This window comes from Mycolicibacterium moriokaense (genome assembly GCF_010726085.1).
In the GTDB taxonomy this organism is placed as follows: Bacteria; Actinomycetota; Actinomycetes; order Mycobacteriales; family Mycobacteriaceae; genus Mycobacterium; species Mycobacterium moriokaense.
The window spans coordinates 114861-129610 of the sequence record NZ_AP022560.1 but is presented as its reverse complement, the minus strand read 5'-3'; the positions used below and the strand labels follow the sequence as shown (position 1 = coordinate 129610).

The 14750-nt window shown below is 62.5% G+C and carries 5 protein-coding genes and 5 pseudogenes; 5 read left to right on the top strand and 5 right to left on the bottom strand.

The window, feature by feature from the left end; translation table 11 throughout:
- The first annotated feature begins 152 nt into the window (after window positions 1-152).
- From G6N43_RS00560 to G6N43_RS00550, 3 genes are read left to right on the top strand one after another with little or no spacing between them, the layout of a single operon-like run.
- Complete coding sequence (locus tag G6N43_RS00560) at window positions 153-1451, top strand: cytochrome P450 (protein ID WP_220100597.1); 1299 nt, start codon at window positions 153-155, stop codon at window positions 1449-1451.
- Window positions 1451-1660, top strand: a complete 210-nt coding sequence (locus G6N43_RS00555; protein WP_083157875.1) for a ferredoxin — start codon at window positions 1451-1453, stop codon at window positions 1658-1660. Before G6N43_RS00560 ends, G6N43_RS00555 begins: the two co-directional genes overlap by 1 nt.
- A gap of 24 nt (window positions 1661-1684) precedes the next feature.
- Window positions 1685-3418 carry an N-acyl-D-amino-acid deacylase family protein gene (locus G6N43_RS00550; RefSeq protein ID WP_110810592.1) on the top strand — a complete coding sequence of 578 codons (1734 nt, stop codon included), beginning with the start codon at window positions 1685-1687 and terminating at the stop codon, window positions 3416-3418.
- A gap of 835 nt (window positions 3419-4253) precedes the next feature.
- Here G6N43_RS00550 and istB read toward each other — a convergent pair.
- From istB to G6N43_RS30990, 5 genes and pseudogenes are all read right to left on the bottom strand, one after another.
- Window positions 4254-5065, bottom strand: a pseudogene (gene istB, locus G6N43_RS00545) (IS21-like element helper ATPase IstB).
- Window positions 5062-6577, bottom strand: a pseudogene (gene istA, locus G6N43_RS00540) (IS21 family transposase). Before istA ends, istB begins: the two co-directional pseudogenes overlap by 4 nt.
- A gap of 163 nt (window positions 6578-6740) precedes the next feature.
- Window positions 6741-6866: pseudogene (locus G6N43_RS00535) on the bottom strand (helix-turn-helix domain-containing protein); the annotation flags it as partial.
- Window positions 6867-6925: 59 nt separating this feature from the next.
- Window positions 6926-8842, bottom strand: a complete 1917-nt coding sequence (locus tag G6N43_RS00530; RefSeq protein ID WP_234810354.1) for a 3'-5' exonuclease — start codon at window positions 8840-8842, stop codon at window positions 6926-6928.
- Window positions 8843-8995: 153 nt separating this feature from the next.
- A pseudogene (locus G6N43_RS30990) lies at window positions 8996-9091 on the bottom strand (DUF4236 domain-containing protein); the annotation flags it as partial.
- A gap of 1222 nt (window positions 9092-10313) precedes the next feature.
- Here G6N43_RS30990 and G6N43_RS00525 point away from each other — a divergent pair.
- Window positions 10314-12899, top strand: coding sequence for an AAA family ATPase (locus G6N43_RS00525; RefSeq protein ID WP_234810355.1), 2586 nt, complete (start codon window positions 10314-10316; stop codon window positions 12897-12899).
- Between the two features lie 440 nt (window positions 12900-13339).
- A pseudogene (locus G6N43_RS00520) lies at window positions 13340-14569 on the top strand (IS256 family transposase).
- Window positions 14570-14750: the final 181 nt, after the last annotated feature.

The following is a 14750-nucleotide window of genomic DNA, read 5'->3' as shown; positions in this document are numbered from 1 at the left end:
TGAGCGCGATCAACGCCGTACAACGAGGTAGGTGTAGGAAACCCTTGGCAGTCACTGAGCCCCCTGACTCTCGTCGCGCCCCTGGCGCCATCCGGTCACGCACGACGGGGCATGATCGTGCGCCTGGGCCGGGAACCGTTCGTCTTGCCCTTATGGCAGCCCGGGCACGAGATCCGTTTCAACTGCTCAGCGATTGCGTTGCGCGATACGGCGACATCTATTCGTTGCCTCTGGGGCCCGGCGGCACCACCGTCATCAACGATCCGGAGTTCGTCGGTAGTTGGCTGCTGGACTACAACCGCTATCACAAGGGAGTGATGTCGCGAGCGTTGGTGCCGGCGCTGGGCGAGAGCATCCCGGTGGCCGATGGCGAGCCGTGGCAGCGCAACCGTAAGGCGCTCAACCCAGCTTTCTCACGCCGAAATCTCAACGGGCTGGCCAAGATACTGCGAGACGCCGTAGATGACGTCTTGGTCCGCTGGGAAGCCCTGGCCGATTCGGGTCAGGAGGTAGACCTTTATCGCGAGCTGTCCATTCTCACGATGACGGCCATCCAGCGATCGATGTTCTCCTCGTCAATCTCCGATGACGACGTACCGGAACTCATCGACCACTTCCGGGTTCTGACCGATTATATGGGCGGCTTGATGCTCACCTTCTGGGCGCCGTCGTGGGTTCCCGTTCCTCATTCGCGCGCGGGCGCGCAGGCCTTCAAGGCGATCCGTGCGCGTATCGAGGAAGCGATCGCTGATCGCCGAGCCAATCCGACCGAGGCCGGTGACGTGCTCAACGCTCTTCTCAATATCGGTGCAGCTGATGGCGATCCGCTGGAGCATGAGAATCTGGTGGACCAACTCTTGGGTCTATGGTTTGGCGGCTTCGACACGACGGCGTCAGCGCTGGCGTGGACTGTGGCTATGCTCTCGCGGAATCCGGAAGCGACAGAGGCGTTGCAAGCCGAGGCGGACCAGTACGTCGGAGACTTCGACTCGTTCAACGACTTGACCAAATTGCCCTTTGCCCGAGCCGCTTTCGACGAGGCGCAACGCATACAGGGAGCACTGCTGCTCACCCGGCAGGCGCTGGCGGACGATGAGATCGCCGGTTACAGCATTCCGGCCGGCAGCCAGGTCGGCGTGAGTGCCTACACCCTCAATCGGCATCCCGCGTTGTGGGATCGACCGGATCGATACGACCCGATGCGTTGGCTCGATAAGCGCAAGGACAACCAACATCGGTTCCAGTTCGTGATGTTTGGGGGCGGCCCCCGACACTGTATCGGTGTCGGACTGGCATACCTTGAAGCGCAGTTTGTGTTGACGAAGATCGCCCAGCGTTTCGAGCTCCGGCCCCGACCCGGGTGGACACCGCGACACCAGTTCCACCTCAGCGTCGGATTGAAAGGCGGGTTGCCTGCTCGAATCCGACACCGCCATAAGGCAAGTAGCTGATGAAACGCATCGCCATCGACGAGAACCTCTGTCAGGGATCGAGAGTTTGCGCCGGAATCGATGAATCGGCGGTTGATTTCGACGGTGACGGCGTCGCTCTGGTGGTAACCGTTGCCGTCCTCGCAGACGAGGTGGCAGAGCGGATGGAGTCCGCCTGCCCGAGCATGGCGATCACGATCATGGACTCTTCGTCGAATCCGTCGGCATAGCCCAGAGAATCTAAAGGAGAGATAGTGACGAACAACGGAACCACTTACGACGTAATCATCAAAGGCGGCACACTCATCGACGGGACGAATACGCCCCGCAAAATCACCGACATCGCGATCCGCGACGGCAAGATCGCACGGATCGGCGGGCTGGGCAGCGCCACCGCCACACGCATCGTCAACGCGGCGGGCCGAATCGTCGCCCCTGGCGTCATCGACGTGCATACCCACTACGACGCCGCAATCTTCTGGGACCCCTATTGCACCCCGTCTGGCTACCACGGCATGACGACCGCTGTGGTGTCTAACTGCGGGTTCGGATTCTCCCCCTGCAAGCAGGACAAGGCGGTGCAGGAACGCTATATGGGCATGATGGAAACCACCGAGCAAATCCCGACCGCGGCGTTGCGCGAGGCGTTGCCGTTCACATGGGAATCATTCCCCGAATGGTTTGAGGTCGTCAGGGGTTTGAGCAAGGGCGTCAACGTGGCGAGCTACATACCGCTGAACTCGTTGATGATGTTCGTCATGGGTTCTCCGGAAGACGCCCGTGACCGGCTCCCTACCGAGGCGGAGCTGTCCGAGATGAAGCGTCTGCTCCGGGAAGCGTTGGAAGCTGGTGCAATTGGCTTTGCGTTCTCGAAGTTGAACGAGTTCAACTCGCACAAAGATCACGGGGCGCCAATGCCAACGGACGCCGCCGACGAGTCGACAGCATATGCCCTGGCCGAAGTCCTGCGCGAGATGGACTACGGCATCATTCAGGCGTTGGTCGATCTGCCGATGGCGATCGACAACAACCACATTGCCGAGAAGCTCGCGCGGATCTCCGGGCGCCCGGTCATTCAGAACATCTTAGTGCCGTTCGACCATATTCCCGGCGAGGTCGATCGCGTGCTGAACTGGCTCGATCACTGCGAAGCTGAAGGGCTCGATTGTTATTCGCAAGCACTGGCGTTCCGGGCTTGGAATGAGAGCCGGCTGCTCGACTGGAACAGCTGGGATGTCGTACCGGAATTCGCCCGATTCTCCGAACTCGGCGAGGATATCGACGCCCGTGTCACATTGGCGACCGACCGGTCCTGGCGAGAAGCGATCAAGGCGAAGTATTCAGTCGATCTCATGACTTCCGCCGGCGGCTTGTTCGAACTGCTGAAACTGATCCGCCTGCCAGACATGACGGATCCGAGGGTCGGTAAGACCTTCGCCGAAATCGCGCAGGAATCAGGCAAACACGTCGTCGATGCGTTCTTCGACATCGTCGTCGAGTCACGCTGCGACATGGATTTCCGCACGGTGCAATCGATGAGCCAGGATCCTGCACTCTTCGAGAAGATGTACAAGCATCCGCGCGTGATCGCCGGCACATCCGACGGTGGTGCGCACATCCGTTTCTTCAGTGGAGGAAACTTCTCCACCGATCTGTTGAAATGGCTTGCGCTAGAGGAGAAACGATTCACCCTCGAAGAGCTGCATCACAAGTTCAGCATGCTGCCGTCGCGCATCCTGAACTTGACCGATAGGGGGGTGCTGCTGCCGGGATTTGCCGCTGACCTGATGATCTACGATCCCAACGAGCTCGGATACCCCGACAAGTACGAGGTCCTTCGTGACCTGCCTGGCGGGGAGTTCCGCAGGGTGATACCAGCTTTCGGTATCGATCTCGTTATGGTCAATGGCGAGGTCACGTTCGAATCTGGCATGAAGTCCACCGGCTCGACGCCGGGACGCGTGCTCATCTCGGCAGCAAGCAGCTGATCTGGCCATGCTTTGGGATGCGTTTATCGGCCCGCAGCGTCGGGCGGACCACTCAGCGACACTAGCGGAAGTGGTCAATAGGGCAGTCAACCAGCTGTTCGAGCTTCTCGACCACAGGCCACTCGACGACGTGAAAACGCTTACTTCGCCGCCGTGGTGGTGCCCATCAGCCGCTATCCACAACTCGGTGATGGGACCATCTCCAGCTGGTGCAGGCACTTTCCGCCACCGGATCCCGCGCGGCGGATCTGTGGATAGACGCCGATGACCGAATAGTCGACGGCTGCGTCCGGCGGACCGCGCCGGAGGATTATGTACTGGGAGCACCCATTGATGGGCTTACCTCGCCTCAAGCGCGCCAATTGGCGGCACAACTGCTCAACGCCGTCGATGAGCTCGATGATCGGAACATCGATCCCCACCTCCGGAGGGCGGCAGCCAGTAGGCACGGATCTGACTACGGTTTGGACATTTTCCGAGTGAGGAGAACGCAGCCGATTCCGAAGTGGGGCGTGTAGCCGCCAGCAAGAGTCGGTCGTCTTCATGCCAGCAATCGGCAACGCGTGTGCCGATCGATACCACTATTGCCTCGCCAAATCACTACAGGGAAGGTGTCCACCGGTCAAATGCGTAATGAAACTCGGGTTGATTCGGAAGACGCGGCGGACGCTTTGTCTTTGAGCAACTACTCGGTGATCGTCATCGGAGCTGGTACGGCCGGCGCGGTGATTGCGGAGCGTCTCAGCCAAGATACAGACGTCGTAGTCACTGTCAATGGCCAACTCGATGTCCCCGCTGGTGGCCGGATAAAAGTCCCCACCCCGTGCGGTGATTCCTAGGTTGTGGTGGCGTTCTCCTTTCGGTGTTGGGCGTCTTTCATGCGGTAGGACTGGCCGTCGGTGATGACGACGGTGGCGTGGTGCAGGAGCCGGTCGAGGATGCTGACCGCGGTGGTCTGCTCGGGCAGGAACCGTCCCCATTGTTCGAAGGGCCAGTGCGACCCGATGGCCAAGGAGCGGCGTTCGTAGGCGCCGGCGACGAGCCGGAACAACAGCTGGGTGCCGGTGTCATCCAGTGGTGCGAAGCCGAGCTCGTCGAGAATGATGAGGTCGACTCGCAGCAGCGATTCGATGATCTTGCCGACGGTGTTGTCGGCCATCCCGCGGTAGAGCGTCTCCACGAGGTCGGCGGCGGCGAAGTAACGCACCTTGAGGCCGGCGTGGATCGCCGCGGTCCCCAACCCGATCAACGTGTGGCTCTTGCCGGTCCCGGCGGGGCCGATGATCGCCAGGTTCCGTTGTGCGCGTATCCATTCCAGACTTGACAGGTAGTCGAACACCTTCGGTTGGATCGACGATGTGGCCACATCGAAGCTCTCCAATGTCTTGGGCACGGGGAACGCGGCGGCCTTGAGCCGGTTGACGACGTTGGAAGCATCCCGAGCGGCCAGCTCGGTCTCCACCAGGGTCCGCAGCACCTCTTCAGGGTCCAGCGTTGGGTCTTGGCGGTGATCAACACCTCCGGTGCCGTCCGCCGGATCGCCGCCAGCTTCAACCGCCGCAGCCCGGCATCCAGATCGGCATCCAATGGTGGAACCGACGGGGGTGCAATGGTTTTGGTATCGGTCAACGGTGCTGTCTTGGTCACGACATCACCTCACCGTCAGCGACGGGTGCGACCCGGTAGGCCTCCAGAGACCGGGTCGGGGCGACCGGCAGGTCCAGGATCAACGCATCCCCGGCTTCGCGTGGCTGCGGGGCGCCGGTGCCGGCGGCCAGGATGGAGCGCACGTCGGCGGCGCGGAACCGCCGGAACGCCACCGCCCGGTGCAGTGCCGCCACCAATTGCCGCTCACCGTGGGCGGCGCCCAGGGCGAGCAGGATCTCCAGCTCCGAGGCCAGTCGGGTGTTGCCGATCGCCGCAGCGCCGACCAGGAACGCCTGCGCGTCTTCACCGAGGTCGCAGAACTGCTTCTCCACGGTGGTCTTGGGCCGTGGTCCGCGGTTCGGTGCCGGCCGCGGTCCGTCGTAATGCTCGTCGAGGATTGAGGCGCCACCGGGTGCGATGAGTTCGTGTTCGGCCACGACCACCCCGGTGGCCGGCTCGAGCAGGCACACCGCGCCGTGATCGACCACGACGGCCACGCTGGTCCCGATCAGCCGGGTCGGTACCGAGTAGCGGGCCGACCCGTATCGCACACGACAACCGGTCGACCTTACGGAGCACCGAGGGTGCACCGATCTGCAAGCGTAGCGATGGGAGTGGTTGTAGCAGTTCACGTTCGGTTACCAGTCGGTCGTCGGGGATCGCTTGGATCTCCGAATGCGCCGTGGCGTTGACCTCGGCGCACCAGGCGGCCGCGGCGGCATTGGCCGACCGGAGGTCGACCGCCACACCGTCGACGGCGGCCTGGGTCAGCAGCGGCACGGCCAGGTCGCGTTGGGCGTAGCCGCACAGGTTCTCCACAATGCCCTTGGACTGCGGGTCGCCTGCATGGCAGAAGTCCGGCGCGAACCCGTAGTGCGTCGCGAAGCGGACGTAGCCCGGGGTCGGGACGACCACGTTCGCGACCACCCCGCCCTTGAGGCAGGCCATCCGGTCGGCCAGCACCCGCGCCGGAACGCCGCCGATGACGCCCATGGCTTCGGCGATCAACGCCAGCGTGGTGGAGGCTTTCTGGTCGGTGGCGAACCGCACGAAGCGCCACCGGGAGAACGCCAGCACCGCGCAGAACAAGAACAGCCCCGGCGCGGCCTGGGCCCAATCGATCACCAGATACTCTCCCGGCGCCCACACTGCCGGGCGGCGGCCACGGTGATTGTTACTGCGCCACAACGCTTTCGTCTCAGCGACCAGGCGCCGGAAATTACGCGGCGAGCCCTGGTAGCCGGCGGTGCGGGCGATCGGCAGCAGCCGTTTGGCCGAGATCCGACCCTGGGACTTCTCGACACGTTCAGCGACCAGATCGGCCACCGCATCGTAGTTGTGGACACGCTCGGCTCGCGGCACCGGCAGCACGCCGGCCTGGTCGGCCTCGAACTTGGCCACGACACGTCTGACGGTCTTATGGGTGGTGCCGCACGCATCGGCGGCAGCCCGGTACGACCCGAGCTGTTGATAGGCAGAAATAATGTCCATGCGGTCCTTCGCAGACTTCAATGGAACTCCCCGGTGGTGGTGGCGATTGGTTGGCGCCTTCACCGTCACCATCGGGGCCCGCAGTTCCTGATCGACACGACGAACACGAGGTGGGGACTTTTATCTGGCCACCAACGGGGACCTCCACTTGGCCACCAGTGGGGACTTTTTCATGGCCACGGACAGTGTGGACGCATTTGCGGGAGATGCCCATCGCCGCGGCGATATGGGCCTGCGGCCACCCTTGCTGGTGGCGCTGCACGATCAGCATTCGGCCGTGCAGCGTGGTGCGGGCATTACGGTGGGACACGAGAACCTCCGGGGTGGTGATGGGCCTTCGACAAGCCACACCTCACCCGGAGGTTCTCCTCACATCAAGCCAACACGCCTGCTACCAACGTCATGACCGAGAACAGCTAGCGCTGACCAGTCCGCGTCCTTGGTCTCGGGATAAGTCGCTTCCCATGCCTTTTGGTGAAGTTCGCGGAGTTGTGGACCGGTAAGCCTGGTCAGTCGGGCTTGGCGGGTGAGCGCGGCGGCTTCCTCGTATGTGAGGCGTCCGTCGTCGACCGCTTCGGTGAGCAGTGCGGTGTAGTTGTCGATCTGGGTGGGGTCACCGGTGCGTGGCGCAGGCGATTGCGGGAATGAGTCGAGCAGTTCGGCGACTGAGCATCGTGTGAGCGGCACTGGCCGGCAACTGACGGGGCATTGCTCGGATGTTCGTCCAGCGGCCGCTGGCGGGCTCTGGGTGAGATAGAGCGGTTTCCGTGCGCTGCGTAGCAGCCACAGTAGAACCTCGCGCACCGCGCGGGCGTCGCCGAGGGCGGTGTGACGTTGGTCAGACCAGCTTCCGGTGGCGGTTTTGTACATCGCAGTGAGGCTGAATGCGCGGCCGTCGAGTTGCCGGCGCGAACTCTGAAGTGTGCATAGGCCAATGTATTTGGGCAATGGTAGGCCTGCTCGAGCGGCCTGGGTCGTGAGGATGCGGTGTTCGAAGTCGAGGTTGTGGGCGACGACGACGGTCCCGTCCATGAAGGCGAACGCTTCCTGCAGGGCTTGTGCGGTGGTGGGTGCATCGACCAGGTCGTCGTCATCGATGCCGTGAATGGCTCGTGCCTCGGCATGGGACCCGGGATTGTTTACTAGTGTTGCGAACTCGTCGATCACCGTGCCGTCCGAAGTGAACTTGACCAGGCCGATCTCCACGATCCGAGCAGTGTCCGGATCCAAGCCGGTCGTTTCCAGATCGATGGCGGTGAACGTGACAGCGCTGGCCGGATGCGGTGTCGGGTTGCGGGTGAGATCGGCGCGAACACACTCAACTTTTCCGGCTGTGGGTGGAGTGGGCGGCGGCGTTGTCGGTGCTGCGGCGACCTTCTGCAGCCGCGGCGGGACCAGTGGCTGCGCTGGAACGACCTTGCGATGTTTCGGCACGGAATGGCGAGGTGTCGGCTGTGGTGTGGCGGCCAGTGCCAGAGCGGGGGAGCTCATAATCACCCGCGCCACGGGTGCGGCTGCGTCTTTCCGTGAGACCTGCAGGTGCCATTGCAGACCGTGGCCGCTGGCGAAATCCAATGTTTCGTAGCGCATTATTGGCAGCACACGATTGTTCTTGTAGCGGCGGTCGGGGCCGCCTTTGACGTTGACGTACTGCCATGTCTGGCCTACCTGGATGGCATCTCCGGGTGTGGCGCCATCTTCGATGAACCGTGTGTCATTGGCATACACGTTTAGGTGGGCGTAGGCCAGATCGCTGAAGTGGTTGCCTTCGCGCACGAGGATGCGGTCCGGAAGAAAGTACAGCGCCGCCTTACCGGCGGTGATGGCGGGAACAGCGATGTTCGTCGTCAACTGCTTGGGGCCTTCGGTGGTCGCGGCGGCGTTGACCCGGTTGATCAGTCGACTGGCGCCAGAATTGGTCTTGAATTGGTAGGTAGTTGCGATGTTGCCCGATTGCAGAACGCGCCAGATCTTCTGCGAGCCAGTCAGCCACGGCCAGGTGCGCACGAGCGAGTCGAACCAGGTGAAGTGCTCATCCTCGACGTCGTAGAAAAGCACCACTGTCTTGCGGGCCCGGTCGTTGAGGATCAGCCAAACGCAGACGGGTGCCAGCGCGGCCCAGATGATGAGACCGTAGGGCAGGGTCAGCAGTCCGAGCAGGATCGCTGCGCCGGTGGCCCACCACCCCCAGGCAATACGAGCCGCTGCAGTATTGAGCTGATCGACGACATCTCCACCGCCAGTGGGTATTAGTTCCAGCGCCGTGCTGCCGGTGACGTCTTCCATGACGACGGCGCTGGGGCGGAAGCCGGACGGTGACAGGTATGGCTGTGTCGGATGCCCTCCCGATGGTTTGGGGCGGCCGCCCAAGGTAGCGTGGTAGTACACCCCGCTGCGGCCCATGTGCACGTAATTCCCGCGCGGTCCCGTTCCGACCCGGAAACCAGGAATCCCGACACTGACGCCGACGCCGGACTTGCTGAGATTGAATCTGAATGGCCCAGCACTCAGACTTTTGCGAATGTAGAAACCCACCGAATCCCCTTATAGATGAACCCCGTCGATGATCGTGTCATACCCGGCCGACGGGGAGGGGACGTTCGAGCGCAGAATCAAAAAATGTTTGCCCGTCCCGCGTCATGACGGTGTCAGGCGACATCCCCGCAAACATGCAGCTGCGCAGATCGGACGTGAACGCCCATACCGGCCGAGCTCCCGCCACCGGGTATTACGTACAAGAGGGCCGATTAGCGGACTTAACGGACAGAGCGCATGATTGTCGGCGTGTCGGGGAGGGTCGCGTACGCCGGGATCGACCTCGCACCTGAGAAATCATCTTTACGCATACGCGCCGTCGACAGCCATGCCTGGTGCGGGTGCTAGCACCCAAGAGGTCGGCCGCGGATAGCTTGTGTCTCTACCATCTCCTGTCGGTGCGGGCCGATACCCTCGGCGCCATGAGCTGGATTGATCCCCGTGGGTGGCCCCGCAATATGTACACCGGAGTCGGCGGCGGACTATACACAGGCGTAGGGGGTGGCCTGTACACCGGGATCGGCGGTGGGGCCTACACCGGGGTCGGCGGTGGGGCCTACACAGGAGTCGGCGGTGGGGCCTACACCGGAGTCGGCGGTGGCTTGTATACCGGGGTTGGCGGAGGTTGCTACACGGGAGTGGGCGGCGGCTTGTACACAGGTGTGGGAGGCGGGCTCTACACCGGGCCGGGCGGCGGTCTATACACCGGACCTGGTGGAGGGGCATACGCAGGCCCGGAAACTAACCCGCCTCGCAGAAACTGGCCACCGATTCCGCTGCTGCTTCGCTATCTTGATCAAATTGGCTATCGGGATCAAGCTCGGTTGATCCGACAGGTCTACGGCATGTGATCATTGCCTGTTGCGGTACGCCCGCCAGGTTTGGCCACATGCTTTGCGGGTGGTCGGCGTTAACAGGTTGATCGCCGAGGCGAAATTCATCCACCGTGAACGTCGAAGCCTTTGAGGGATAGGGCCTTTCCTGTTTATTCGCGCTGGACAACGTCGCTATCGCGACCAGGCATCAATGCGGTCTGTTGACCATGATTCACACGGACTGACATCGGCGGCTCGCCATCCATCCGGCGTCGCCCGAGGCCTGGCAGACGACGATGTTGGGAGAGCGGGGTGTGCCGGCGTGACGCGTGGCTGTACGTCCGCCGCTGTGGACAGTCGCGAGCGAACCCAGTTGCTGACAGCGGTCAACGGTAGAATTGAACACCGTGTCTGACGACGAAGTCGCCGGTCAGGGCGGCGCCAGCGGCGACGCTGATCCGCGCGCCATGCTGGCCCATTTCGCCAACGACCACGACGAGTGGTTGCGCCTAATCGTGCGGCACGTGCTCGAAACCGGTGAAGCGTTGGACACTGCAGGGATCGATGAGGTGTACCGCATCTTTCGGCAGGAGAAGGCGCTCGACCCGCGCACCGAACCGGCGATACCGCCGCTGACGCTCGGATTCAGTAATCTGGAAACGGTCGAACCGCTGATCATCGACAAGCTGTACGACGTGACCGGCGTTAACGCGCTCGTTGCAGGCGCGGTCATTGAGCCGCACGAGGCCCTGACCATCCTGTTCGGCGAGAACGGCACCGGCAAGACTGGCTACTCGCGAATCTTCAAGGCCCTCGCCGCCAGCCGCACAGCCGACGACGTGATACTCGGAAACATCGACGCCCCATCGGCCCAATCGCAGTCAGCGACCGTGAATTACCGCCTCGGGGATCACGCCAACACCTTGACGTGGACGGGTGAACGAGGCGTCGCCCCGTTCACCCGCATGTCGATCTTCGACAGCCCGTGTGTGAACTTCCACGTTGACGATGATCTGGAATACACTTATGTCCCTGCAGCACTGGCTCTCTTCAATCACGTGATTGCGGGCCTGAAAGACGTCCAAGCGCGGATCGACGAGGCGACCACACAGCTCAGATCAGGTGCACAGACGCTGCGTGACCGATTCCCTAGAGACTCCAGCGCCTATCCGCTCATCGAAACCCTCGGCGCAGCAACCGATCTCACCATGCTCCGGGACATGGCCGATTCCGAGTCTGACGTCGGGCAGCGAATCGACGTGCTGCATCAGGCGGTCGCCGCCCTCGAAGCCAACACCATCAGCGCGCAGATCACCAGCATCGCGCACTTGGTCCGCGTCCTCGCGGAAGCCAAAGCCGCGGTAACCAGCCTGATTGCCTTCGACGCTGCCAAGTACAACGAGCTGTTGCTGAAGCGCACTGAATTGCGCAGTGACTACCAGCATTTCCGTGACGAGCTCTTCAGCGCTGCTGGTCTACCCGCGCCCCCAGAGGAAACGTGGCAGGGTTTCATCGCGGCCGGCGAAAACTATCGCCTACACCTCATCGAGGTCGGCGCCCATGATCCCGACCACTGCTTGTACTGTCGCCAGCCGCTCACCGACGTAGCACGTAGCCTGATAGCCAAATACGGTGACTACCTCGCTGACAAGATCAGAGCTGACATCAGTGCAACCGATCAAGCTATCGCTGCGGCAACTTTCGGGTTGCGCGAGGCAGCGACGTCGGACATCGCATCGTTCCTCGCCGAACACGCAGACAGCGACGCGAGCAGACCGTCGTTTTACGACGCGATCGACGAGACACACGCGCTCCTCACAGCGCTTCAGCGGTCCATCAACGCAGCAGAGCCCATTACGCTCGACGCAGAACACCTGGCGCGTCTCGCCACCGCCATCGACGAGGCCGACGACGAGGCCCAGCATCGGCACGCAACGCTCAAGGCGCAGGCCCAAGACCGCGTAACGGCCTTGGCGCAGAAGAAGAAGGAACGCGATGAGCTCATCGCCGCAGCGGAACTCGCCCGATCATGGTCGACAATCGAGCGCCAGGTCAACGACGCGAAAGAAGCCGAGCGGCTCGCGATCCTGGCCAAGGACATCCCCACTTTGAGCCGCGCTGTGACCTCCCTAGCCAAGACGGCCAGTGACCAGTTGATCAATCAGAACTTTGACGCGCTCTTTCACGAGGAGTGCGCGGCGCTTAGAGCCCCCCAGCTGACGGTGGATTTCATCGGACGCCAGGGTAAAGCCCAGCGCCGCAAGATGATCGGCGGCAAGATCAAACCGTCCAAGGTGCTCTCGGAGGGCGAGCAAAAGGTGCTGGCGATGGCTGATTTCCTCGCCGAGGCTAGATTGGCCGGCATCACCGCCCCAATCATTTTCGACGACCCCGTCTCCAGCCTTGACCACCGACGGATACGTGAAGTTGCTGAGCGCATCGCAAGCCTTGCCGAAAACCACCAGGTCATCGTGTTTACTCACGACATCTTGCTGGCCACGAACCTACTCGCTCTGTTCGAGAAGTCGAAGCGGTGCGCATACTTCCAAGTCACCGACGAAGCGGGCAAGGGCGAGGTCGCCCACGCGACCGGCCCGCGCTGGGACACGGTGAAGAGCCTGACCAAGCGAATCAATGACGCCATCGCCGCAGCACATAAGGAGACCGGCGAGGCGCGCGCGGCGCTCGTGTGGACGGGCTATGACTGGATACGCTCCTGGTGCGAGGTATTCACCGAACAGGAATTGTTACAGGGTGTCACCCAGCGGTACCAGCCGAACGTGCGCATGACCGTGCTGCCGCAGATCAAGCCAAAGGCGCTGGGTGACGCAATTGCCACCGTCACGAGAATCTTCGAAGACGCCTGCCGGTATATCGATGGCCATTCCCAGCCTCTCGCCGCCCAGTATGTGAGCCCCACTCTCGGCGGCCTCGAGCAGCACTGGCAGGAACTGCAGGATGCCAGAAAGCTCTATCTGGATGCGCCGACGTAACCCGGTGGGCCGACCGAGCCTGAGTACGACGTGTCGGTGCAGGTTGAAATAGCCTTGGTCCAAGCCTGCACAACCGTCTGGTTCTAGGATCCGCCACGATAATGAGAAAAACGCCTCCGCCATTTCGATGAGAATTCTGCGTACCCGCAGGTAGAAATGCCGACATCCGCCACACAGTTTGAGAACCTACAGCGGTGTAGATTGCCATTCTCGATGGCGGCTTGCCATTTGAGATGGCGGCAGTTGGCGGATCCGCCATCTGTATGGCAAATCATATGACTTTTGAGTGTCCGAGCGTCGGGTAAGTCCCCTGGTGTGGTGGGGTTTCGGGAGCTGAGGCCGATGGTGCTGGGTGTGTCGTTGCCGGTGTTGGGGTGGGCCATCGCGTAGTGGTCAGTGAGTTACCTACCAAGTGACTCAACAGGAAGACACACGACGCGATGACCCAGGATCATTCTGCCCTGCTTGCCCAGCTCGACGCGCTCAAGTCCGCTGATGCGAGCGCAGTGTTTGCCGAATTGATCCGCGCCGGCCTGCAGCAGCTCATCGAGGCCGAGGCCACCGCCACGATCGGCGCGGGCCGCTATCAGCGCAGTGACGAACGCACGGTGCACCGCAACGGGCACCGCCCGAAGACAGTGTCGACCACCTCAGGCGATATTGAGGTGCAGATCCCCAAGCTGCGGGCTGGGTCGTTCTTCCCGTCGCTGTTGGAGCGGCGCCGCCGTATCGACAAGGCGTTACGCGGTGATCATGGAGGCCTACGTGCACGGCGTGTCGACCCGCAGTGTCGATGACCTGGTCGCGGCGATGGGCGTCGCGGCGGGGTCTCAAGTCGGAGGTCTCACGGATCTGCGCGGGCCTGGATAAGGAGATCGAGGCGTTTCGGACCCGCAGCTTGACCCACACGCAGTTCCCGTACGTGTTCTGCGACGCGACGTTCTGCAAGGTGCGTATCGGGGCGCACGTCGTCTCTCAGGCCCTGGTGGTGGCTACCGGGGTCTCCCTCGAGGGCACCCGTGAAGTGCTGGGCACTGCGGTCGGTGACAGTGAGTCCTTCGAGTTCTGGCGAGTTTCTGGCGTCGCTGAAAGCCCGCGGCCTGACTGGGGTGCATCTGGTGATCTCCGACGCCCATGCCGGGCTCAAAGCCGCGGTGGCGCAGCAGTTCACCGGTTCATCGTGGCAGCGGTGCCGGGTACATTTCATGCGTAACCTGCACACCGCGGTCGCCGCCAAACACGCGCCGGCGGTGACTGCGGCGGTCAAGACGATCTTCGCCCACACCGACCCCGCCGAGGTCGCCGCCCAGTGGGACCGCGTCGCCGACACCCTGGCCCCTAGCTTCCCGAAAGTCGCGGCCATGCTCGGCGAGGCCAAGACCGACGTGCTGGCGTTCACCGCGTTCCCGCGGGCGCACTGGCAGAAGATCTGGTCGAACAACCCCATCGAACGGCTCAACAAGGAGATCAAGCGCCGCGCTGATGTCGTGGAGATCTTCCCCAACCCCGCAGCGTTCCTGCGCCTGGCCACCGCGGTAGTCATCGAAGCCCACGACGAGTGGCAGGTCACCCGCCGCTATCTTTCCGATGTCTCCATGGACGAACTACGCGCCGTCATCGAGACAAAACACGCCGCGGCAGCACTTGTCAAACAACACCAAATCACCTAGCGTTCAACATGACTCGTTGATCGCAACGCGTGAACCACGCCAGATCCGAAGTCCACCACTCCCCGGGACGCTATCCGAGCGTCGCCGCTACATGGATCTGCGCGGCCGGAATTCCTTTTTGCTATTGCTTTGTCCCCGGCTGGAGGCGCACGCTTCTTGGACGCCCTCGGTGGCGGAGCAG